Origin of the sequence: Kitasatospora sp. NPDC057965 (assembly GCF_042887135.1) — a bacterium.
GTDB lineage: Bacteria > Actinomycetota > Actinomycetes > Streptomycetales > Streptomycetaceae > Kitasatospora.
On the sequence record NZ_JBHVPZ010000007.1, the window covers coordinates 1 to 21,068 of the forward strand.

At 69.6% G+C, this 21,068-nt stretch carries 14 protein-coding genes; 1 reads left to right on the forward strand and 13 read right to left on the reverse strand.

Features of this window, described 5'->3' with window-relative positions; genetic code table 11:
- Positions 1 to 5 precede the first annotated feature (5 nt).
- Together ACFVVU_RS10595 and ACFVVU_RS10600 are read right to left on the reverse strand one after the other, a co-directional pair.
- On the reverse strand, positions 6 to 530 hold the full coding sequence (locus tag ACFVVU_RS10595; RefSeq protein ID WP_387789216.1) for a hypothetical protein: 525 nt from the start codon (positions 528 to 530) through the stop codon (positions 6 to 8).
- 470 nt (positions 531 to 1,000) lie between these two features.
- On the reverse strand, positions 1,001 to 2,245 hold the full coding sequence (locus tag ACFVVU_RS10600; RefSeq protein ID WP_387789217.1) for a serine hydrolase domain-containing protein: 1,245 nt from the start codon (positions 2,243 to 2,245) through the stop codon (positions 1,001 to 1,003).
- Positions 2,246 to 2,599: 354 nt separating this feature from the next.
- Between ACFVVU_RS10600 and ACFVVU_RS10605 the strand changes: the two genes are divergently transcribed.
- Complete coding sequence (locus tag ACFVVU_RS10605) at positions 2,600 to 2,767, forward strand: hypothetical protein (RefSeq protein ID WP_387789219.1); 168 nt, start codon at positions 2,600 to 2,602, stop codon at positions 2,765 to 2,767.
- 239 nt (positions 2,768 to 3,006) lie between these two features.
- Here the strand turns inward: ACFVVU_RS10605 and ACFVVU_RS10610 are convergent, their stop codons facing one another.
- The 11 genes from ACFVVU_RS10610 to ACFVVU_RS10660 form a co-directional block, all read right to left on the reverse strand.
- A complete protein-coding gene (locus ACFVVU_RS10610; RefSeq protein ID WP_387789221.1) occupies positions 3,007 to 4,722 on the reverse strand; it encodes a NaeI family type II restriction endonuclease in 1,716 nt (571 codons plus the stop codon).
- A 474-nt stretch (positions 4,723 to 5,196) separates the two neighbouring features.
- The gene (locus ACFVVU_RS10615) at positions 5,197 to 6,231 is read right to left on the reverse strand and encodes a UDP-N-acetylmuramate dehydrogenase (RefSeq protein WP_387789223.1); all 1,035 of its coding nucleotides are present in this window, start codon (positions 6,229 to 6,231) and stop codon (positions 5,197 to 5,199) included.
- Between the two features lie 11 nt (positions 6,232 to 6,242).
- Complete coding sequence (locus ACFVVU_RS10620; RefSeq protein WP_387789225.1) at positions 6,243 to 7,286, reverse strand: serine hydrolase domain-containing protein; 1,044 nt, start codon at positions 7,284 to 7,286, stop codon at positions 6,243 to 6,245.
- Between the two features lie 2 nt (positions 7,287 to 7,288).
- Positions 7,289 to 8,593, reverse strand: a complete 1,305-nt coding sequence (locus ACFVVU_RS10625) for a UDP-N-acetylglucosamine 1-carboxyvinyltransferase (RefSeq protein WP_387789226.1) — start codon at positions 8,591 to 8,593, stop codon at positions 7,289 to 7,291.
- Between the two features lie 2 nt (positions 8,594 to 8,595).
- Positions 8,596 to 9,336, reverse strand: coding sequence for a hypothetical protein (locus ACFVVU_RS10630; RefSeq protein ID WP_387789228.1), 741 nt, complete (start codon positions 9,334 to 9,336; stop codon positions 8,596 to 8,598).
- Between the two features lie 70 nt (positions 9,337 to 9,406).
- A complete protein-coding gene (locus ACFVVU_RS10635; RefSeq protein ID WP_387789230.1) occupies positions 9,407 to 9,613 on the reverse strand; it encodes a hypothetical protein in 207 nt (68 codons plus the stop codon).
- A 103-nt stretch (positions 9,614 to 9,716) separates the two neighbouring features.
- Positions 9,717 to 11,033: a helix-turn-helix domain-containing protein gene (locus ACFVVU_RS10640; protein ID WP_387789231.1), complete on the reverse strand. Its 1,317-nt coding sequence runs from the start codon at positions 11,031 to 11,033 to the stop codon at positions 9,717 to 9,719.
- A gap of 359 nt (positions 11,034 to 11,392) precedes the next feature.
- On the reverse strand, positions 11,393 to 16,780 hold the full coding sequence (locus ACFVVU_RS10645; RefSeq protein WP_387789233.1) for a hypothetical protein: 5,388 nt from the start codon (positions 16,778 to 16,780) through the stop codon (positions 11,393 to 11,395).
- Between the two features lie 540 nt (positions 16,781 to 17,320).
- Entirely contained in the window at positions 17,321 to 18,469 is a 1,149-nt protein-coding gene (locus ACFVVU_RS10650; protein ID WP_387789235.1) for a hypothetical protein, read from the reverse strand.
- A gap of 667 nt (positions 18,470 to 19,136) precedes the next feature.
- Positions 19,137 to 19,889 carry a glycosyltransferase family 2 protein gene (locus ACFVVU_RS10655; protein ID WP_387789236.1) on the reverse strand — a complete coding sequence of 251 codons (753 nt, stop codon included), beginning with the start codon at positions 19,887 to 19,889 and terminating at the stop codon, positions 19,137 to 19,139.
- A gap of 2 nt (positions 19,890 to 19,891) precedes the next feature.
- Positions 19,892 to 20,680 carry a GntR family transcriptional regulator gene (locus ACFVVU_RS10660; protein ID WP_387789237.1) on the reverse strand — a complete coding sequence of 263 codons (789 nt, stop codon included), beginning with the start codon at positions 20,678 to 20,680 and terminating at the stop codon, positions 19,892 to 19,894.
- Positions 20,681 to 21,068 lie beyond the last annotated feature (388 nt).

The following is a 21,068-nucleotide window of genomic DNA, read 5'->3' on the forward strand; positions in this document are numbered from 1 at the left end:
GAAAGCTACACGGCAGGCCTGCACCTCCGCGGATCGATCATGTGGCTGAAGTCCCTGACTCCAGCCACATGATCCAAACCTTGAACAGCTCCTAGGAGCTTCCGGGTGCCTGCGGGGGCCTTGGCCACCAGCGCGGCGACCCGAGCCGGATCGCTGTGATGGTCGACCAGCGCCGCCAGCCGGCTCTCCTTCCTGCTGGCGGCAGGTTTGACATCGAGTTTCGCCAACATGCGGCCCAACTCGTCGGAGTTCGAGCCTGCGAGCAGTCGTACGAGCGGTGCGTCGAGCCCCAGGGGCGAGCTCCACGCGTTTCGCAGCGGCGCCGCCATCAGCAGCAGCCCATTGTCGGCCGGCCACACCAGAGCACGATCGGCCAGCGCCTCCAGGGCGGCGTCCAGCCCGTGGGCGCGGTCACCGTGGGTCGCGTCCAGGAGACGTTCCAGATCCTCCCGTGACCCGGTGGTCAGCGCCGCGATGGCCTCCGCCACCTGAAGACACGGCAGCGCGAGCCGGGGCAGGACCAACGCCACCGACGCCGGACGCTGGAGCCTGTCCGCCAGTTCACCGACCGACCGCGGCTCCGGAGCCGACACGGCGTCCGGGCGCGCCGCCAGGACGCGTTCCAGCCCAGCCGCGTCCAGGCCACGCAACCATGTGGCCAGCGGCGATCCGCTCTTCGTACTGATGGGGCACCTCACTACACCGAAGGACATCCATGGCCCGCCGGAACCAGCCGGGAGCACAAGGATGACGTGTCAACGGAGCGGTGGCGACGAGTGCCCGGACCACTGGGCGGTCCGGGCACCCGGTTGCCCTGGCGGGCAGCGGCGGAGGATACGGGATTCGAACTCGTGAGGGTCGCCTCAAACACACTTTCCACAGCGACCACTTGTCTCGGCGCTCCGCACGCCACTTCCCGGGAGCGGAGATCGGTCGGCAGCCCTCGCCGGACGGCACACCCGGCGCCGTCAAGCCCTGAACGGGGGACGCCGCCGGTCGCTCACCCCAGGCCGGCGCAGGTTCCGGCGTCGACGAGGCCCTGCCACGCCTTCCCGACGGCCTCCCGGTCGGAGACGTCGTAGAAGTTCACGGACACGGCGAACTGGCGCCGTCCGTCCGCCGAGCCGAACATGCCGGTGCTGTAGCCGGGGATGCCACCGGTGAGGCCCCAGTACAGCCCGCACGGCGTGTCGTACCGCATGAGGCCCAGACCGTAGTCCTTGCCGTCGCCCAGGCCGGTGGTGCGCTGCATCTCGGCGAGTTCGGCGGGGCGGAGCAGCTTGCCTCCGAGCAGGCCGGCGATGAAGCGGTTGAGGTCGGCGGTGGTGGAGATGCCGCTTCCGGCCGGGCCGGCCCAGGAGGGGTTCTCCAGGGTGACGTCGACCGGCCCGGTGGGCAACTGGAGGTATCCGTGGGCGTGCGGGCCGGGTATGAACGGCGAGCTGACGGGCATGGAGGTGTGGGTCAGGCGCAGCGGGCGGATGATCCGGCGCTCCACCTCCTCGTTCCAGGGGTGCCCGGTCACCTTCTCGATGATCATCCCGGCCAGGACGTAGTTGGTGTTGGAGTAGTTCCACGCTGTGCCGGGAGCCGAGGACGGCGGGAAGGTGTTGGCGATGTCGACCAGGTCCTGGGCCCGGTAGTTCTTCCACCGGCCGCTCTCGGCCCAGTCGGGCTTGCTGAAGTCGAACACCGGGGCGCCGGTGTGGTTGGGCAGGCCGCTGGTGTGGTTGAGCAGTTGGCGCACGGTGATGGCGGCGCCGTTCGGCACCTCACCGGGCAGGAGGCGCTCGATCGGATCGTCCAGGCCCAGCCGGTGCTCACCGGCGAGTTGGAGGACCACCGTGGAGACGAAGGCCTTGGTGACGCTGCCGATGCGGAACCGGCCGTTCTCGTCGACCGGCGCGCCGGTGGCGACCTCGGAGGTGCCGGCCGCGCCCCTCCACACCGGACGGGAGCCCTCCTGGACGGCGCCCAGAGCGGCCGAGGCGCCGCCCTGCTTCACCATGGCGGCCACTGCGGCGTTCAGGGTGTCCCGGTCCACCCGGGCGGCGCTGCTCCCGGCCGTCGGGCTCGGGCCGCCGTCGGCCGGGGCACCCTGCGCCGACGCGGCCGACGCGGCCGGGGCCGCGGTGGCCAGCAGGCCGGCGCCGACCAGCGCCGTCACGGCCAACCGGAGCCGCTGGCGGCGCGGTCGCGTTCCTGGTGTGCCGTACTCCGACAGAGTGCCGTTGTTCCCCGTCATGTGCCCCGCCCCTTCCGAACGGGCGGCGCCCTGCCGGCCTCCGCCCCCTTGGTGACACCCTGTCAGCTCGCTCCGGGACCAGTCCTCCGCCGCAGGTGCCGTCCGCGACCGATCCCTGGCGTGACGTCTCCCCCTGGACGGGTAGGCCTCAGGTCGGGGACGGCCTGCCGGGTGGCGGCGGACGTCGGTTCAGCGGTGGGGGTTCTCCGGAAGGTCTACGAAGGCGGCGCCCACGGCATCGCCGCCGTTCCCGGAGGGGAGGAGGGGGTTCAACCAGAACCTCCCGGACCTCCTCCGGCATCGGCCCCGCCGCACTGGCGATCGGCTCCCGCGCGTTCGGGACCGTTCGGGCGGATGGTGATGCAGATCACGGGCTGGTCGTCCACGGCGACGGCCGCGCGCTACCAGCACGCGGCGGGCCGCATCCACAAGGACGTGGCCAAGCGCGTGGGCGGACTCAGCTGGCAGGTGGCCAAGGGAGCGGACGGCGGAAGCCCGAAGGCTCCCGAGCCGGGGCGTTGAGACTGTGAACGACGAAGGCCCGGACCGTCGGAACGGTCCGGGCCTTCTGCCGGCGGAGGATACGAGATTCGAACTCGTGAGGGGTTGCCCCCAACACGGTTTCCAATTCTCCTCAGCACCGTCCGCCGGGGTTCACCCGCGTCCTGACCTGCGGCGAAGCGCACGGCTGGGCGACGGCTGAACCTGGCTGGACGAGGGTGAATGAGACCAAAATTGAGACCACAGCCGAGTGCGCTGGTTCAGTAGTGGCGGATTGGTAGCTCCTCAACGGGGTCCTGCTGGCGGGCGACACACCAGCGCTCCCCCGCCAGCAGCGTCGACGGTGTGGAGCCGTGGTGAGGCTGCATTCGGACGATACGGGTGGATAGCCACTGAGAGGAGTCGAGGGTTGGGAGCTGGAGATCACTGATTATCTGATCATTGAGGCGGGTTAGAACCAGGATTCCCTCAGAGACGAGTCGATCGCGGCTCTCACGGGCTCGGCGCTCGCCATGAATAGCAGACCGGGCAAGAGTAAGAATGGTTTGTCGGTCGATCGGGCGTCCCTGAACTGAGCGGAATAGCCTCTCTACCCGGACTTGGCCATTCTTATGGGAAGTAATGTTCTCCAGGGCGGCAGTTGGCAGGTCAGCCATTACGCTGATCGGCAGCTTGGCCTCGCGGTGCAGCCAGCGAACAGCCGACACTCCTGTGGCACTTAGATGGCGCTTGCCATCGCGATTGCCGTACGAGCCCAGGTGTTCAGGAGTCGCCCGCACTATCCCCATGTTCCAGTGGCGACCTTCTTCGCCCACTTCGACCAGGAGGCAGACCTGGTTCAGTGCGCTCGCCGGGATACCCCACCCCTGGAGCGTGCTGAAGCGGTAGCGGACTTGGATGCCTGCGACGAGGAAGTCGGTGGGGTGGCCGTCTGGGAAGCCGAATTCGTGCTGAATCAGGTTGGCGGTGATGGCGTGAAGAGAGGATCGCTCCAGGGCGGAGATCTGGCCGAGGTGGAAGCGGCCAGTGCGGGGCCCATCGATCACTCTGTCCATGGCTTCTACCAAGATGGAAGCCATCCGCTGGCCGACGGGGTCTTGGCGCTCGAGCTCGAGGACCACCGCCTGGAGGTCGGTATCCTCGTTGGCCTTGTAGGGGGCGGAGAAGGTGGGTGAGTTCGACGAACCCGAGGTAGGTACCGTGCCCTGCGTCTTACGTTCCTGCTCCTCCCACTCTTCATCCTCTGCTTCCTCGGCAGCCTCCAGTTGGCGCTCCAATGCGGCGCATCGTTCCTCGGCGGTCGCCGCACGGCGCTCGGCCTCAAGGAGTTCGTGTGTCAGCTTGTCGAGCAAGCTCTGGAGGCGGTCGCGCTCGGAGCGCAAGCCCTCATAGTTGGTTGACCAGAGCGCGAGTTCGGCTCGCTGGGTAAGGCGGTCGGCTGCCGCTGACCGTTCGACAGCCCGGATTTGGACCTCTTGCTCGTCGAGCTGTGAGTGCGCGGCCTTGAGCATGTCGCGAAGGAGGCGTGTCTCCTGCTGGAGTAGTCCGCTGTGCTGCTCTGCCTCAGCGAGCTCGTCTCGGAGGTCCTGGATATCGGCGCTTGTGGGACTTGCAGCGCGTAGGGCCTCGCGTTGCAGCCGGTGGACCAAAGTGCGAGCGTCAACTGTCAGCTCAACGCCGAGATGACGATCACCGTCAAGGATCAGTCTCTCGACGAAGTCGGCTGGTGGGACCAGGACACCGCTGAGGTATCGCGAGATCGTGGAGCGGTCCCAGTTGACGCGTCTCGCGTAGGCGCTGAGGGAGGTACCGACTCTCTGCGCGAGAGCGCGGAGCTCGATCGCGAGTGCGTAGCTCTCTGGGCTGACACTGGCGGGGTCAACGTCCTTCTGAAAGATCATTGTGCGCGCGCCGCGCGGCTGCGGCAGCCACTCACCCTCGGAGAGGTCGATCTCCGCCCCGTCTTGGTTCGCCATCTACTCCCTCACTCCTCGTCAAGTCGCACCGTTGCATGAAGCCCGCAACGGTGTGCGTGTGCCGCAACACGCTTCCATTCGCAAGGATCGAAACGGCAGATCGCCTGCGAATCCCCGGAGGGAAACTCTATGCCGCGACACCAGCCGTCCAAGCAGCCCCTGGTCCGCACCGCGATTGGGGTGGGGACTATCGGGACGGCGAGCGTAGCCGCGCTGGCTGGGGCGCCGTGGTGGGCGATAGTCGCAGGTGAGGCCGTGGCCGCCTCGTTGGGGGCTCTTCACGCGGTGTTTCCACAGGAATCGGCAGACCGGTTGGAGTGGTGGCGGCTGCGATGGTTGCACACGTCCGAGGCGCACGAATCCCGATGCGATGCCGTCCCTGGAGAGGCCGTCCCACGCTTCGGGCGCCCTGGCCTCCTGACGTACGAGCCGGAGGCCAGGCGCGGCGGAGGCAAGGTCGAATGAGGTGGCTCCTTATACCCAGGCGCCGACCAGCACCGGCTCGGGCTGCAGCGCGATGCCGGTCGCGATCTCGACCTGGGCCGAGAGTTCGGTTAGGGCCTGGGCGAAGCCCGTTGCGGTCGCTCCGTCGTGGGCGGTGAGGGTGAGGGTGCGGCGTTCCGAGCAGCGGATGCCGTCTGCGATCTTGTAGCCGGGCCGGTAGCCGGTGTGCTCCAGCAGCCAGCCGGCGCTGGCCCGCAGCTGCCCGTCGCTGTCGGTGTGGACCGGGCAGCCGGCAGCCGACCAGCGGGCGGCCTGGGTGGCGGTGACGGGTGGGTTGAGGAAGACCGATCCGGCCTGGCGGGCATCGGCACCGTGTGGGTCGAGGAGGAGTCCGCGGTGGTGACGGTTGGCGAGGACGGCGGTGGCCAGCTCGGCCACGGGCGGTCGGGCGCCGACGTGGACGCCGAGTTCGTCGGCGAGCGGCTGGTAACTGATCGGGGCAGCCGGTGAGCGGGTGAGGTGGAACGTCGCGGTGAGGATGGTCCAGCGGCCGGGGTCGTTCTTGAAGCGGCTGTCGCGGTGGCGGAGGCGGCATGCCTGGGCGGGCAGGGTCCGCAGGCGGCCCATGTCCCAGTCCCAGGCGGTGAGGTGGTCGAGGGTGTCGGAGACCTGCTGGCCGTAGGCTCCGGCGTTCTGGACGGGGGCGGCGCCGACAGTGCCGGGTATTCCGGCCAGGCACTCGATTCCGGCGAGGTGTTCGGCTGCGGCCCACTGGACGAGGTCGGCGAGCGGGTGGCCGGCCTGGATGGTCGCGGCCACCGTGTCGTCGTCCACCCGCTTCACGGTGATGCCCCGGGTGTTCATCACGGCGACGGTGCCCTCGTGGCCGGTGTCGGAGGCGATGACGTTGCTGCCGTGACCGAGGGTGAGGGGCGCGTCCTCCTGCCGGTCGCCGATCGTACGGACCAGTTCGAACCAGTCGTCGGAGTCGGCGACCTGCAGGACGTCGCTGGCCGGGCCGCCGAGCCGCAGGGTGGTGAGGGACGCGAGCGTGGTGCTGGGCACGGGTGGCCCTCCTAGGGTTCGTCGGTGATCACCTTCAGGGCGAGGGTCCGCAGCGGGGCGAGGCGGGTGCGGTTGTCCTGGTGGTGGTAGACGGCGTTGGTGCAGATGGCCAGGTAGCGGCCGGTGTGCGGGGCGAGGTAGAGGCTCGTGCCGGTGAAGCCGTGGTGGTAGGCGACCCTGCCTTCGTCGGCGAGGATCCAGGCCAGGCCCCGGTCGAGGCCCGGCTCGATCGCGGCCTGCGGCTGCATGCTGTGGGTGAGCCAGCGGCCCAGGGGAGCGCCGGCGGCGTGCGGGGTCAGCAGGTGGGTGGCGAAGGTAGCGAGGTCGGCCGGGGTGGTGAACACCCCGGCGTGGCCGGCGACTCCGCCGAGCAGGGCGGCGTTGTCGTCGTGCGGCATGCCCCACAGCCGGGGCCCGCCGGGCAGGCGCTGTTCGGTCGGGGCGACCTGATTGGAGCGGGGCACCGGTCCGTACGTCGTGCTGGTCATGCCGAGGTGCTGCCAGAGGTCGGCCGCCAGCTCGTCCAGGCGCTGGTAGCGGTGGTGGGCCAGGGCCAGGCCGAGGAGGATGAATCCGCGGTTGATGTAGCGGTGTCCGGCTCCGGGATCGGTGATCAGGGCCTCTCCGCAGATCAGTTGGGCCAGCGGTTCGGCGCGGTTGCGGTACTGGTCGAGGCGGGTGTCGGCGCGCAGGCCGGAGGTGTGGGCGAGGATCTGCCGGGGTGTGACCCGGCCGCCGGGGGCGTCGGCCGGGATGCCGGGCAGCAGTTCGCGGATCGGGGTGTCCAGGGTGAAGCCGTCCAGGAGGGAGGCGCCGACCAGCGGCCAGGTGGCCAGGACCTTCGTCAGCGACGCCACGTCGTACACGGTGTCCGGCCCCGGCCGGGCGTCGCCGCACTCGGGGGCGACGACGCCGTAGGCCAGGTAGCCGGGCTCGGTGTCGAAGGTGCCGTGGGCGATGACTCCGCCGGGCACGGTGCCGTCAGCGGTCATCAGGTCCAGGCACTCGCGCAGGTCGGCGAGCGCGTTCGGCTTCCACGGCACGGTGAGGGTCACGGCTACTCCTGGTCGATCGTCAGGTCGGCACCGAGCGCGGCCAACTTGGGCAGCAGGCTGCCGTATCCGCGCCGCAGGTGGTACATCCCTCGGATCGTAGAGGTGCCCTCGGCGGCCAGCGCGGCGATCACGAGAGCGGTCACCGCCCGAATGTCCTCCCCGGCCACGTCGGCACCGGTGAGGGCGGACCGGCCCCGGACGGTGATCACCGGGCCGGTCGCGTTGACGGCGGCGCCGAACGCGGCCAAGGCCGGCAGGTGGGTGTCGCGCTGGGTGTAGATCCGCTCGTCGATGCGGGAGGTGCCCTCGGCCTGGGTGAGGAAGGCGGTCAGCTGCGGCTGTACATCGGTCGGGAACCCCGGGTGCGAGCCGGTGGCCATCTGCACCGGCCGAGGCCCGGCCGGGGTGCTGACGGCCGTGCCGCCGTCCAGCGGGTCCAGCTGGATTCCGGCGTCGGCGAACACCGACACCAGCCCGTCCGGGAACGCGGCCGGCGGAAAGACGTCCAGGTGGACGGTGCCGCCGGTGATGGCGGCGGCCAGCGCGAGGGTGGCGGCCTCCAGCCGGTCCGGCGGCACGGTGAACACCCCGCCCCGGATGCGGTCGGTGCCGGTGACGTTCAGCGCCTTCCTGCCCCGCCACTCGATGCCGACGCCGGCCTGCGACAGCAGGGCGGCGGTGTGGGTGACCTCGGGCTCCACACTGGGGTTGAGGATCGAGGAGGTGCCCGGGGTGCGGGCGGCCAGCAGCATCGCGGTGACCGTCGCGCCCAGGCTCGGCCCCCAGGAGCGGGTCTCGGCGTCGGTGATGAACGGCAGCCGCTTACCGGTGAAGCGGGCCCGCACCCGGCCCCGGTTCACCTTGACCTCGGCCCCGGCGGCTTCCATCGCAGCCAGGTGCCGGTCGATGTAGCGGGCGCAGAAGGCGTCCCCGCCGGGGGTGGGGAAGGCGACCTTGCCGGCGCGGGCCAGCAGAGCTCCGCCCATCACTGCGGTGGTGCGGATGCGCCGTCCGAGGTCGTCCGGGATGACGGGGAAGTAGGAGTCGGCCGGTCGGGTGGCGAACTCGTCTCCGGTCACGGTGGCGCGGGTACCGGTACGGTGCAGGATGTCGGCGACGGCCAGGGTGTCCAGGATCTCGGGCGCACCGGCCAGGGTGAGCGGGTCGTCGGCGAGGATCGCGGCGGCGTACAGGTGCAGGGCGATGTTCTTGCTGCCCTGGACGGTGGCGGTGCCGGCCAGGCGGCGGCCTCCGGTGATCCGTACGGCCCGCTGGTCGGTCGTCGTGGTGGTGTCGGTGGTGGGCATGGTCACCTTCCCTGGCTTCCGGCCGGGAAGAAGCCCCCGACCTGGGTCTTCGGGTAGAGCAAGGTGTGCGCGCCGATCAGGGTGGCGGGCTGGAGCACGGTGCCGGCGGGAACGATCACGCCGTCGCCGATCACCGCGCCGAACTTCGTCTGGCCGGTGGCGATGCGCCGGCCGTCGAGGTGGGCGCAGACCTCTTCGGTGGCCGGTTCGGTGACCGGCCCGGAGGTGACCCGCAGGCCGGTGGTGGACACGAACGCGCCGATGTTGACGCCGAGGCCGAGCACGGAGTCCCCGACGAAACTGGTGTGCTTCATGAAGACGCCACCGGTCAGCAGGGAGCGGGTGACCTCGGCGCCGAAGCCGATCTGGCAGCCGGGGCCGACGACGGTGTTGTCGCGCACCCGGGCGCCGGCCTCGATCACCGCGCCGGGACAGACCAGCACCGGGCCGGTGACGTACGCGCCTTCGGCGATGACGGCTCCGGGCGCCACGATCACGTGGCCCCGAACGGTGGCGCCGGGCTCGATGGTCCCGGTCGCGTCCGGCAGCGGGATGTCCAGGTTGCCGGCCAGCAGGTTGGTGATGGCCTTCTTGAGGCCGAACACGGTGGGGCAGCAGTTCAGCAGCTCCAGCACGACCGGGTCGGTGACGTGCTCGATGTCGAAGTAGTACGCGGGGGTGGTGCGGTAGTCGATGCGCTCCAACTCGGTGTGCAGCGCGGGCGCGTCGGTCAGCCGGTGCATGGCTGGGTCTCCTCTCGGGCGAGCGAGTGGAAGAAGGAGAGCGGGGTCGTCGCGACGGCCCCTGGGGGCTTCAGGAGGCAGGCGCATCGGGTGCGGTCGCCGCGCTCTGGGGGCCGGCCTCGGCCGGGTGGTTGTGAACAGCCAGGCCGAGGAGGGCGAGCACGGGCAGGTGCAGGGCGGCCCAGGAGGCGGTGAGGAAGGGGCCGAGCCGGTCGCGGTCCGCCGGGGCGGCGTGGCGCCGGCTGGCGGGCGGCGGGGAGGTGCTGGGCGTTGGCATAGGAGGGCCTTCGGCAGCGGGGGAGGGGTGGACGCTCCCCAGTGAACTGCCGGGCGAAAGGCCGGATCCGTAGCCGGACTACGGCCCGTAGTCCGGCTACGGGTCAGATGATCTGCACGCCCGCGCGGGCGGCGAAGTCCCGGACTCCGGGCAGCTTGCGGTCGTGCCGCAGCAGGGTGCTGGCGAGGTCGCGGACGGCACCCCGGCGGACTTCCTGCGGGGCCGCCTCCTCGGCGGCCAACAGAGCCCGGTAGCACTGTTCGGGCTTGCCCCACTGGTCGAACGCGCGGGCCACGTCGGTGAAGAAGCGCGCTTGACGTTCGGCGGTCGGCAGGGTGCTGGGGTCGATCGTGGAGGCCAGTTCGATCGCTCGGCCGGCGTCGCCGAGCTCGTAGTGCACCGACAACTCGTGCAGGGCGACGCCCTGGACGCCGTCCATCAGGCCGGAGGCCCGGCTGGCGGCTGCGGCGCTGTCGGCGGCCTCCCGGATCAGCGAGTGCGCGTAGGCGCGGTTTCCGGTCTTCGCGGCGGTGTAGGCCGCAGTGGCGTACAGATCACCACGGGCGGCCAGTCGGGCGGACTCGGGCACCGTGGTGTCGACGAGGAGGTCCTCGGCGGCGACGACCACGATGTCGGTTGCTCGGGCCAGGCTGCCCTGACGGCGCCAGGCGCTGGACACCATTCGCTGTGCCTCGGCGACCACCAGCGGGTCGCCGCCGTCCCGGGCTGCGGTGAGCGCGCGGTCGGCGGTGATGGCCACCAGGTTGTTGTCACCGAGCTTGATGCACAGCCGGACCGCGAGGTTGTAGAGCTGGGCGACGTTCAGGGCCCGCTCCTCGGCGCTTCCGACTGTCTGGGCGGCGACGATCCGACTGGGCAGGGCTTTGGCGAGCGCGTCGTACCTGGCTGCCTTGAACTCCTGGCGCGACATCAGAAGCGCTGCTGCGACGGATGCGTGAGTCGGCTCCCTGTGGGGCGTCGGAATCCGCCCTGCCCCGTAGAGCAGCAGGTCCTCCAGGTCGGCCAGCGGCGAGGCTGTCTCAGCGCGTGCGGCCTGCTGACCGACGACCGGGGTGAACAGGGCGGCGGCCGCCAGGGTCAGGAACGGGCGGCGTCGCACATCGTCCTCCTCGGCAGCGGAAGTGCTCGTCAGCGTAGCGGAGCTGGACTTGCGGGGGCGGTACCTCGGTCGGTCGGAGGCCGGCTGCCGCAAGGCCATCAGCTCGCCGAGCTCGCAGCCCAGTACCTCCGCGAGGCGCCGGAGTAGCGTCAGGTCCTTCACCTGCTGCAAGTCCCGTTCGACCAGCGACATCCAGACCTCGCTGCGGTTGAGTTCGGCGGCGAGGCGGAGCTGGGTCCACTCCATCTCGGCACGACGGAGCGCGATGAACTTGCCGAACGTGATGCCGCTGCCCCCCACGCCGGCCCCCGGTACCGTGTTGAAGTCACTACGGACCGCTACCGTACCGATGGTCGGGTTCACGGTGCAGCGCTTTCGGACTGAAGCCGGCATTCACCGTGCTGTTCGGAACGGCGAGGCCCTGGCGCGCGGCCACCTCAGCGAACGGTCGGACGGCGGTTGAACCGGTCTGGACGGGGGTGAAGGAGACCAGGACTGAGACCACGTTCCGTCGACTCTCGGTTGGTCCGGTCGGTGCGTGCCTGAGTGGAGCCGGCCATCGAGGTGGGTGAACAATGCGGCGCCCGCCGGGCTCCGCGGGTGGGTTCCGTGGAGTGCGGCGGGCGCCGGTTGGTGGTGGGGTCGGTCGGTCAGGGGCCTCAGCCGTTGCGGCCCCGGCGCCTGCTGAGGGCGAGGGCGAGTCCGCCGAGGATCAGCAGCGTGCCGCCGATGGCGGCCGCGGTGAGCACGGTGGTGCCGGTGCGGGCGAGGACGCCGGAGGGCTGCGGGGCGGGGGCGGGGCTACCGGGAGCCGGGTTGCCGGTGGACGGCGGGGGAGTGTTCCCCGTCGGCACCGTGTGGTCGGTCTCGCAGCCCTTCTCCGTCTCGCAGCTGCCGCGCTTGCCGTCGGTGGTGGTGACGACGTTGTGCAGCCGGCCGTCGCCGTTGGTGTGCACGGCGATGGAGTAGGTGATCGTGGCCTTGCCGTCGATCGGGAGGTCACCCTTCCAGACGAGGGTGCCGTCGGTCACCGAGACCTCGCCCGTGGAGGCCTTGGCGTCACCGTTGTAGACGGCGTCGTCGAGGACCTTGGACAGGTCGTCGGTGATCGTGGCGCCCTCGACGTGGCCGTTGCCCTTCTGGGTGACGGTAACGGTGTAGGTGATCTTGTCGCCGAACTGGACGGTCGAACCCGGCTTCGGGTCGGACGACTTGGCGAAGACGTAGCCGCCGTAGACGTGGTTGGTCTTGCAGCCCACGGCCTCCTCGCAGCTGCCGCGCTTGCTGTCGGTGGTGGTGACGACGTTGTGGAGCTTGGTGTCGCCGCCGCCGGTGACGGTCACGGAGTAGGTGATGGTGGCGGTGGCACCGACGGTCAGGTCGCCGGTCCAGGTGAGCTTGCCGTCCTTGAACTCGGCGGTACCCGTCGAGGCCTTGACGTCGTAGTTGTAGGTGGCGTCGTCGAGGACCTTGGACAGGTCGTCGGTGACGGTCGCGGCCGTGATCGTGGCCTTGCCGTGCTGGGTGACGGTGACGGTGTAGGTGACCTTGTCGCCGACCTGGACGGTGGAGCCGGAGGCGGGGTCGGAGGACTTGTTGAAGGTGTACGAGCCGTAGAGGTGGTCGGTCTCGCAGCCCTTCTCGGTGTCGCAGTGGCCGCGCTTGTCGTCGGTGGTGGTGACGACGTTGTGCAGCTGGGCGTCGCCGAGGCCGGTGACGGTCACGGAGTACGTGATCGTCGCGGTCGCGCCGACGGGCAGGTCGCCGGTCCAGGCGAGCTTGCCGTCCTTGACCTCCGCCGTACCGGACGACGCCTTGACGTCGCTGTTGTAGGTGGCGTCGTCGAGGACCTTGGAGAGGTCGTCGGTCACGGTCGCGGCCTTGACCTCGCCGGCGCCCTTCTGGACGACAGTGACGGTGTAGGTGACCTTGTCACCCGCCTTCACCGAGGAACCGGACTGCGGGTCCGCGGTCTTGCTGAAGACGTACGAGCCGTAGACGTGGTCCGTCTCGCAGCCGACCGCCTGGTCGCAGGTGCCGCGCTTGGTGTCGGTGGTGCTGACGATGTTGTGGAGCTTGGTGTCGCCGTTGCCGGTGACGGTCACGGAGTAGGTGATCGTCACCGTCCCGCCGACGGGGAGGTCGCCGGTCCAGGTGAGCTTGCCGTCCTTGACCGAGGCCGTGCCGGTGGTGGCCTTGATGTCGCTGTTGTAGGTGGCGTCGTCGAGGACCTTGGAGAGGTCGTCGGTGATCGTGGCGGCCTTGACCTCGCCGGCGCCCTTCTGGGTCACGGTGACGGTGTAGGTCACCTTGTCACCGACCTGCACCGTCGAACCCGACTTGGGGTCGGCGACCTTGGAGAAGGTGTAGCTGCCGTAGACGTGGTTGGTCTTGCAGCCGATCGTCTGGTCGCAGGTGCCGCGCTTGGTGTCGGTGGTGGTGACGGTGTTGTCGAGCTTGGTGTCGCCGCCGCCGGTCACGGTCACGGAGTACGTGATCGTCGCGGTCGCGCCGACGGGGAGGTCGCCGGTCCAGACGAGCTTGCCGTCCTTGACCTCGGCCGTACCGGACGACGTCTTGACGTCACCGTTGTAGGCGGCGTCATCCAGCACCTTCGCGAGGTCGTCGGTGACGGTCGCGGCCGTGATAGCGGCCTTGCCGTGCTGGGTGACGGTGACGGTGTAGGTCACCTTGTCACCGATCCCCACCGTCGAACCCGACTTGGGGTCGGCGACCTTCGAGAAGGTGTACCAGCCCACGTCGTGCTGGGTGGTGCAGCCCGGGGTGCTGCCGTCACCGGCCACCGCGCAGCCGGGCGACAGGACGGCGTTGACGAGCTGGGCGTCCCCGCCCGCCTTGACGGTCACCGAGTAGGTGATCGTCGCCTCGCCGCCGACCGGGACGGTGCCGTTCCACGTCAGCACACCGCCGGACACCGTCGCCGTGCCCGTCGAGGCGCTGACGTCGCCGTTGTAGGTGGCGTCGTCCAGGACCTTCGCCAGGTCGTCCGACAGCGTGGCCTGCGCCGGAGCCGAGCCCTGCTGCTTCACCTTCACCGTGTAGGTGACCTTGTCGCCGGGAGCGACGCTCTGGCCGGAGGCCGGGTCGGCGACCTTGGTGACCGCGTAGTTGGTCACCTCGATCCCGGCCGGGTCCGGCGGGATGACCGGCGGCACACCCGAGTCCGGCGGGGTGTCCGCCGTCGCGGAGGCGGTGTTGACGAACGTGCCCGACACCGAGGTGTCCAGCACCGTGCTGAACTCGTGCGACTCGCTCGCCCCGGGGGCCAGGGAGGCGACCGTGAAGGCGCCCGCCTGCGGGAACTTGTCGTCGGAGACCTTGACGTTGGTGAGCGTGCCCTGGCCGGTGTTGGTGACCGTGATCCGGTACTTCACCGTGTCGCCGTACCGGAAGACCGGGTAGTCCGCCGCCTCGTTGGCGTCGTGCCACTGCCCGTCCGTGCCCTGCACGAACTTCTTCAGGGAGGCCGAGTAGTAGTTCGCCACCGTGATCGGCGCCGAGGTGCGCATCACCAGTTCGGTGTGGCCGTCGCGTGCCTGGGCCCGGTTGACGAGCTTGTCACCGCCCACCGCGCCGTCCGTGGCCACGGCGACCTTGAACTGCTGGCGCGCGCCCGGGGCCAGCGCGGGCCCGATCACGCGCACGGCGGTCGCGCCGGGGGTGAACGTCTGCGTCCACCCCACGCTGTTGCCCGTGACGTCACCGGCCCTGCCGTTCGCCGGATCGCCCGGGTCGTCGGACAGTGATCCGGGTGCGGCGGTGGTGTAGTAGACCTTCGCGCCCGCGACCGGCGTCACCGACTCCAGCTTGTACGAGCCCGCGTACGACGTCCCGCGCCCGTCCCCCTGGTACGGCAGGACGTCGATGGTGTCCGTGAACGCCTGCGGCGCCGGGTCGTACGACCGCAGCGTCACCGTCCACGAACCCGAACCCTTCCCGTCGCCCTTCACGTTCGGGATGAACGCCGCGTCCGCGCTCTTCCCGATCGTCGTCAGACCGGCCGTCGAGAGCGTCACCGAGGCGTCGGCGACGGCCGAGTTCAGGCCACCGTACGAGGCCACCGCGGTGTTCTTCAGCGACTTGCCGGGCGTCGCCCCGGCCGCCACCACCGCCTGGTAGGTCAGGGCGTGCTCCGTGTTGGTGGTGACGCCGTCCAGGGTCCAGGTCAGTGTCTGCTGCCCACCGGACGTGGTGACGGCCGGCTCGGGGGCGGCCGAGCCGGCGACGTACGTCATCCCGGCGGGAAGCGTGTCCACGATCTTGTAGCCGCTCACGGTCGGCGGAACGCTGTTGCCGCCGTTGGCGGCGTAGACGAGCGTGAACGTCGCCGGCTCGCCCGGCTTGACGACCACGCGGTCACTCGACTTGGTGATCGACGGGGTCACCGCGACGATCCGCAGGATGTCGCGGCTGCCGGTGGTGCTGGGGTAGCGGGCGTCGGGCGTGTTGATCAGGGCCCACGTGTTGGGGAACCAGGCACCGCCCTGGCGGTACTGGCCCCAGGTCCAGACGTCGGTCCCGGCGGGGACGCCGTCCTTGATCCGCAGGTCCAGGAGGAGGGCGGTGCCCCAGGTGGCCGAGAGGGCCGGGTCGAGCTCGGACCGCAGGAAGTTGGCGCGCACCGCCTTCACGGTGGTCAGGTCGGCCGGCGCGGTGGTCACCCAGCCCGGAGCACCGCGGTCGTCGCCGCCCGTCCCGCAGCTGAACGCGTCAGGGTTGTAGCTTCCGGAGTTCGGGTCCAGGCTGGGCGAGCTGCCGACGTAGTACTCGAACGGAAGCTTCGAGAGCAGCGTGCTGCTCCACGAGACACCCTCGAACGTGACGTACCTGGTGTCGATCACGTCGCACAGGCCGAGCTTGGTGCCGCCGGGCATGGCTTGCGTGGCGGCCTGGCTGGAGACGATGCCCTGAACCTTGCTGCCGGGCGACACCCGGTAGTTGTCGTCGTGCCAGGAGCCGCTCGTTCGCAGGCCCCAGGCCTGGTTGAAGCCACCGGCCTCGACGACCTTGCTGGAGGTGTTGTTCGACGGGACGTCCTGGGCCGTCTGGCCGTTGACCGAGGTGTAGGTCGGGGCGGAGGCCGAGAGCTGGACGGAGAGCGACTGATTGGTCGGGGTGGTGATCCGGAACCACACCGATCCGCCGGCCACCGCCACCTGGTCGGTCGGCAGCGCCTGGCCCAGCGAGTCCTTCGTGGGCACCTGTGCCTGTGAGTAGTCGATCCCGGTCAGGGTCAGTCTGAACTCGTTGGCGTTGCCGGTCGGCGTCAGCGTGCAGGAGCCCACGAACGGGGCGGTGTACGCGGCGGGGTGCAAACCGCCGGACCACGGGTGCTCGGCGGCCCAGCCCTCGCTGAACGGGGCACAGGCGCTCGGGCCGACCTGGACGGTACCGGCGGACGGTGCGACCTTCAGGACGTAGCTGACCGAGTTCGGACCGGCCTCGCTGCCCTTGTTCAGGTTCAGCGTCCACTCGAAGTCGAGGTCGAAGTAGCTGCCACCGTCCTGGAACGTGCTGGCCGGAGAGTTCCAGACCATGTCCATCCCGAAGACGTTCCTGATCGGGATCTCCGGGACGGCTGCGGTCTGCCCGGCGATGGTGCCGGTGGCGGAGACCTTGTCACCGGTCGCGCCGTCAGCCACCACAGCGGTCTGGACCACGGTGGCGGTGCCCTGCTGCTGCGTGCCGACGTTGCAGGTCAGGGTGGCCTTGTCGGCGGACAACGACGATGCGGGAGTCACCCCGTTCACCAGGCACACGTCGGGTATCGCGGCGAACGTGCCGTGTTGCAGGGTCACTTCGAAGGTGATGTTGTCCACCGGGTCATTGGACGGCGCGGCGGCGTCGTCGTTGACGTTCACCCGCCACTCCGCCGTCACCACCTCGCCACTGGCCAGCTCGGCCGGTGTGCCGTCGACCCAGCGGCCGGTGATCTGGTGCACCGGCTTCGCCCATGACGTGGTCGTGAGGCTGAGCATCGTCAGGATCAGCGCCAGTGCGACGGAGAAGGACAGCCAGCCGGTCAATCCGGGGCGGGATATCAGGAGTCCGCGCCCCCCACCTCCGTATGCGGAACGCGCGGCCTGTGACCGCCACCTTTGTGAACCCACCTCGGATCACCTCGTCCGTTCTCGTGGAGACGGGCACGAGCGCGGCGATGGCCACGAGTGGTGATCCACAGTCACAGGTGACGACGACAGCCACGTGCGCGCACGCCTGGGTCGGCCGACGGATGCCGGACCGGTACGAGAGTTAAGCAATCTTTAGGGCGATTTGAAGGAAATTAGGATGTTCTGAATGCGTGTCTTGTCGGATGTGTACCGGCCGTTTGTCGACTGCCCGTCAGCGGTCCAGTTCGTTCGTGTGGGGACAATCAGCGTCGCGTGGCCGCAGACGCGTTGGAGCTGTCGACACGAAGGCCAGGTGCGGGCCGAGGCGGCGTGCACCTTGACTCGCACCGGGCCGATCACGTTCGGGCGTTCCACCCGGTGGCCGCGTCAGGGCCTACCGTCCGGATCGCCTGTCTCGTCTCCAGAGTGCATGGGAGCGCCTGCCCACTCCGGAGATCAGGGGTGCCCGGAGCCGGCGGGGAGCCTTCGCGCCGGGCGGCTCATGCCCGCGGCTTTGAGCAGCTTGTGCCAGTAGGGGAGTTCGCGCACCTCGGCTCTCTTGTGGACGCCGTTCGACCGTAGCTTCTCGTACGCCCGGACGAGCCGCTCGGCGGTTCGCCGCGTCAGCGCGGGCACCTCGGTGTCGAGGATCTCCTCCCACGCCGGTGCCGCAGGGTCGCGCTGGTCGCAGTGCAACTGGTCGAACGGCAGCTGGCGGGCGACCGCCCAGACCGTCAGGTCGGGGGCGTCCTCCAGCAGATGCCAGTGATGGGCCGACCGGGCCCGGAGCATCTGCTCCAGGACACCGAGGATCGACCGTCGGAACGTGATGGCGATGCGCACGCCGGTTGCTTCGGTTCGGTCGTTGAACAGCGTGCGGAACGCGTGGCTGGAGGGGTTCCTCCAGATCTCCTGCCGTCCCTCGTCCTCAAGCGTGCGATGGGCGAGGTCGGGTCCGGCTTCGTGGGAGAACAGCGCGAGTGCCGTCGTCGCCTCGCCGATGGAGTACCCCTCCCGGCGCGGGCCGCGCGGGTCGCCACGGCGGAGCCTGAAATTGCACTGGTCGTCACTGAACTGCCGGACGAGCCGGAGCATGACGGGGTGGCGGACGAGGAGGTCCTGCGGTTCGGTCGGGTTGCAGTAGAGGTGCGCGCGGTCGTATTCGGCCCGGGCGAGTTCACGGGCCGACCCGGTGACGATCCGGACGTCCAGCACCGCCCGGTCCAGGTGCTCCACGGGCAGCTCCGCGGCGAGACGGGAGACCAGAGCCATCCGCTGGTACCCGTCGATGCACTCCGGCCCGAGAAGATCGAGGGTGCCGCTGCTCCGGGTCCCGTCCGGAGCCCAGAAGACGTTGTCGGCGCCGAGGACCAGCCGGCCCGTGACACCGAAGGCCTCCGGCCGTTCGTGCAGGACCTTCTCCATTTCCCGGTTCTGGGCCGAACCCGCGAGGAACTCGCGCCTGGCGCCCAGCCGCCCTGCCGAGTCGAGCGCTTCGGCGAGACCGACGAGTTCGCCGGCCGGTACCCGGGCGTCCCACTGGTCGGTGCCCAGCCGGTGCAGGAGCGTCGTCCGGAGTCGGTATCCGGAGCACAGGAGTGGCACGCTCGTCGGCTCCTGGCGAGCCGGGAAGGGGTGCGTCACGGCGTAGGGGTTCACGCCCCTACAACGGTTGGCTCCTCGCTCAGGTGACGGGCCCTGCCCGGGGGCGGGTGTGTTCTCCGTGGGGTCGGCCGTCAACCCGCTGCGAAGGCTTCCGGCCCGGCTCGGCAATGCGCCAGGCGATTCGAACCTGCCGGTCGAGGGACGGCGAAGGGTCCCGACATGGACACGGCAGATCAGGTAGGGCACCGCGAGCCGGAACGCCTCCGGTTCGAGGTCCTCACGGTGGCGCGGCTCAGCTTCATCGCCCGCCGGACGATATGTGGATCGGCCTTGAGGGGACCGCGTAGGACGTGCAGGCGCCCGGAGCCGGAAAGCGACGAAGGCCCGGGCCGCTGAGCGGTCCGGGCCTTCTGCCGGCGGAGGATACGAGATTCGAACTCGTGAGGGGTTGCCCCCAACACGCTTTCCAATTCTCCAGGTCGGTGTCCGCCGAAGTCCGCACACGGTCTGACCAGGGGCGTATCTGGCGCTGCTGCGTCGACTTGAACGGCGGCGAACAGGGGCGAACGAGACGGAAAATGAGACGGCGGACACCCTCGGACGGATCGCCTATACGGCCCGGGCCCGACAGCGAATGCTGCCGGGCCCGGGCCTGTTGCGTTCAGTTTCACGCGTCGACACGCCAGCCGTCGAGCGCTGCGAGGGCTCGCGCCCGCGCCTCGATGACAGCCATCCGCGAAGTCCTCTCGCCCTCGTGGATGTGGGCGCTGGAGGCAGTGCTCTGCCCCGGCCACTTGCGGTACAGGAGGCCAGTCTCGGCCGAGAACCAACCGCGGCTGACCGCGTTCAACGCCATGAGGATCCCGGTGTCCTCGCTGGCTGGCAGGGCCATCCAGCCGCCAAGAGCGAGCACGAGGTCACGTCGCGCGCACAGAGTTGCTGGGTGGACCTGGGCGCGGAAGTCATGTGCCTTCCAGTGCTCAAGGACTGCCCCACGCTCGATCGGCCCTTCTGGGGGATCCTGGTCGAACCCCACTGTCGAACCGTCCGGGAGCAGATCAAGCACCCGCGACGTCGACCAGCAGATTCCGGGCTGCTGGAGTGCTGCAAGGTCCCGCGCGAGGGTGCCCTCCATCAACATGTCGTCGGCGTCGAGCACCTTGACGTACTGCCCGGCGGCCCGGGAGAGGGCCATGGTGCGGGCAACGCCGGCCCGGCCGTGTCGCCCCTGCCCGAACGTGACGCGAGGGTCATCCGGAACGTGGGGGGCGACGGCATCGGTCTCCCCGTCCTCCTGAATGACCCACTGCCAGTCCCAGCCTGCGGGTAGTTCCTGGGTCAGCAGAGACTTGTAGGCGTCCGACAGATAGGACGCGGAAGGCCCGTGAACAGCCGTGATGACGGAGATGATGTGGGTCATGCTCACCACCTTGCCAGCTTGGTCGTGAAGGTCATTTCGGTTCGGTCGCCAGGCAAGATGACGTCGGCCACCTCTACCACTCGATCGGCCGTGTCGATGCCGACCTTGCGCAGAAGGAGCACGGACACGCCTGCCGACAGGCCCAGCTCTTCGACCTCCTCCGGCGTGGGGGGCCGGGCGTGGAAGGTCTCTACGATCCGGTCCAGCTCGATTCCTACAGTCCAGAGCTGATTCTGTGTCCCTCCGGGCCACGGCTCCTGGTCCTCCCGCAGGAGGTCAGGGTTGTGCGCGACCATGTCGAGCACCAGGTACGACTGTGAGCGGTTGAGCGGCGTGCGCTCCTCCCGGTACCTCGTTCGGTAGGTCCGCTGAAGCAACGTGGTGCCCTCAGGAACGTCGAACGCCCGTGCAAGCTCAGCCGTCGCGGGCACCTGCTTGTAGCTCGCCTCGAAGACCAGATCGTTGATCGTTAGACCCGTGTCCCGTTCGGTGGCCCCGGTCTTCAATCGCTCAGCCTCGGACGCGCGTGCCCGATCCTTCTCCCATTGGTGGCGTGCGTTGTCCCGGACGACCCTGGTCGGTTCCTTCCGGACGAAGGTGCCCAGGCCGTGCCGCTTCTCGATCAGTCCCTCGGCGACCAAGACCCCGGTGGCCTGCCTGATGGTCGGAACGCTCGTGTCGTATTGGTCCGCCAGAGTCGTCTCAGCGGGCAGCTTCGTCCCCGGCTTGAGCTGACCTGCACGGATCTCTTCGCGCAGAGCGTCTGCGATCCGCTCGTACTTCGTCGCCATGGTGGCTCCACCATCCCTGGTTGCGTGACTCGCCCAGGATAAGTCCTCAAGAGGAGTTGACGACTCGTCGAGAGTCCGCCATAGTCATCTCAGCTCCTAAAGAGGAGTTGAGGACATGTCCTCAACATGACTTAGGGCTGCTCTGAGCTGGACAAATGCGCCCGGAGGGGTGGGGTGGCAGCCCCCCGAAGGCAGCGCTCGTTGTTTGAGAACTCAACAGGGTGCTTTGCGACGGGGCTCGTCCCCGTCCCCGCGCGGACCGGGTGATGTCCGCACGTTTCGAGTGTCTTTGGTCCCCGATCCGTCCGCTTGCCGGCTGGGTCGGGGGTCATGGCTGCTCGCGATGCGACGAGTAGCTGGGTCCGCATGGCGGGCCGCCGCGCACCCG

Coding starts and splice junctions, on each gene's coding strand:
- ACFVVU_RS10600 (WP_387789217.1), bottom strand. CDS start 2,245: ATGACGGGGAACAACGGCACTCTGTCGGAGTACGGCACACCAGGAACG.
- ACFVVU_RS10605 (WP_387789219.1), top strand. CDS start 2,600: ATGGTGATGCAGATCACGGGCTGGTCGTCCACGGCGACGGCCGCGCGC.
- ACFVVU_RS10610 (WP_387789221.1), bottom strand. CDS start 4,722: ATGGCGAACCAAGACGGGGCGGAGATCGACCTCTCCGAGGGTGAGTGG.
- ACFVVU_RS10625 (WP_387789226.1), bottom strand. CDS start 8,593: ATGCCCACCACCGACACCACCACGACGACCGACCAGCGGGCCGTACGG.
- ACFVVU_RS10630 (WP_387789228.1), bottom strand. CDS start 9,336: ATGCACCGGCTGACCGACGCGCCCGCGCTGCACACCGAGTTGGAGCGC.
- ACFVVU_RS10635 (WP_387789230.1), bottom strand. CDS start 9,613: ATGCCAACGCCCAGCACCTCCCCGCCGCCCGCCAGCCGGCGCCACGCC.
- ACFVVU_RS10655 (WP_387789236.1), bottom strand. CDS start 19,889: ATGACCCACATCATCTCCGTCATCACGGCTGTTCACGGGCCTTCCGCG.
- ACFVVU_RS10660 (WP_387789237.1), bottom strand. CDS start 20,680: ATGGCGACGAAGTACGAGCGGATCGCAGACGCTCTGCGCGAAGAGATC.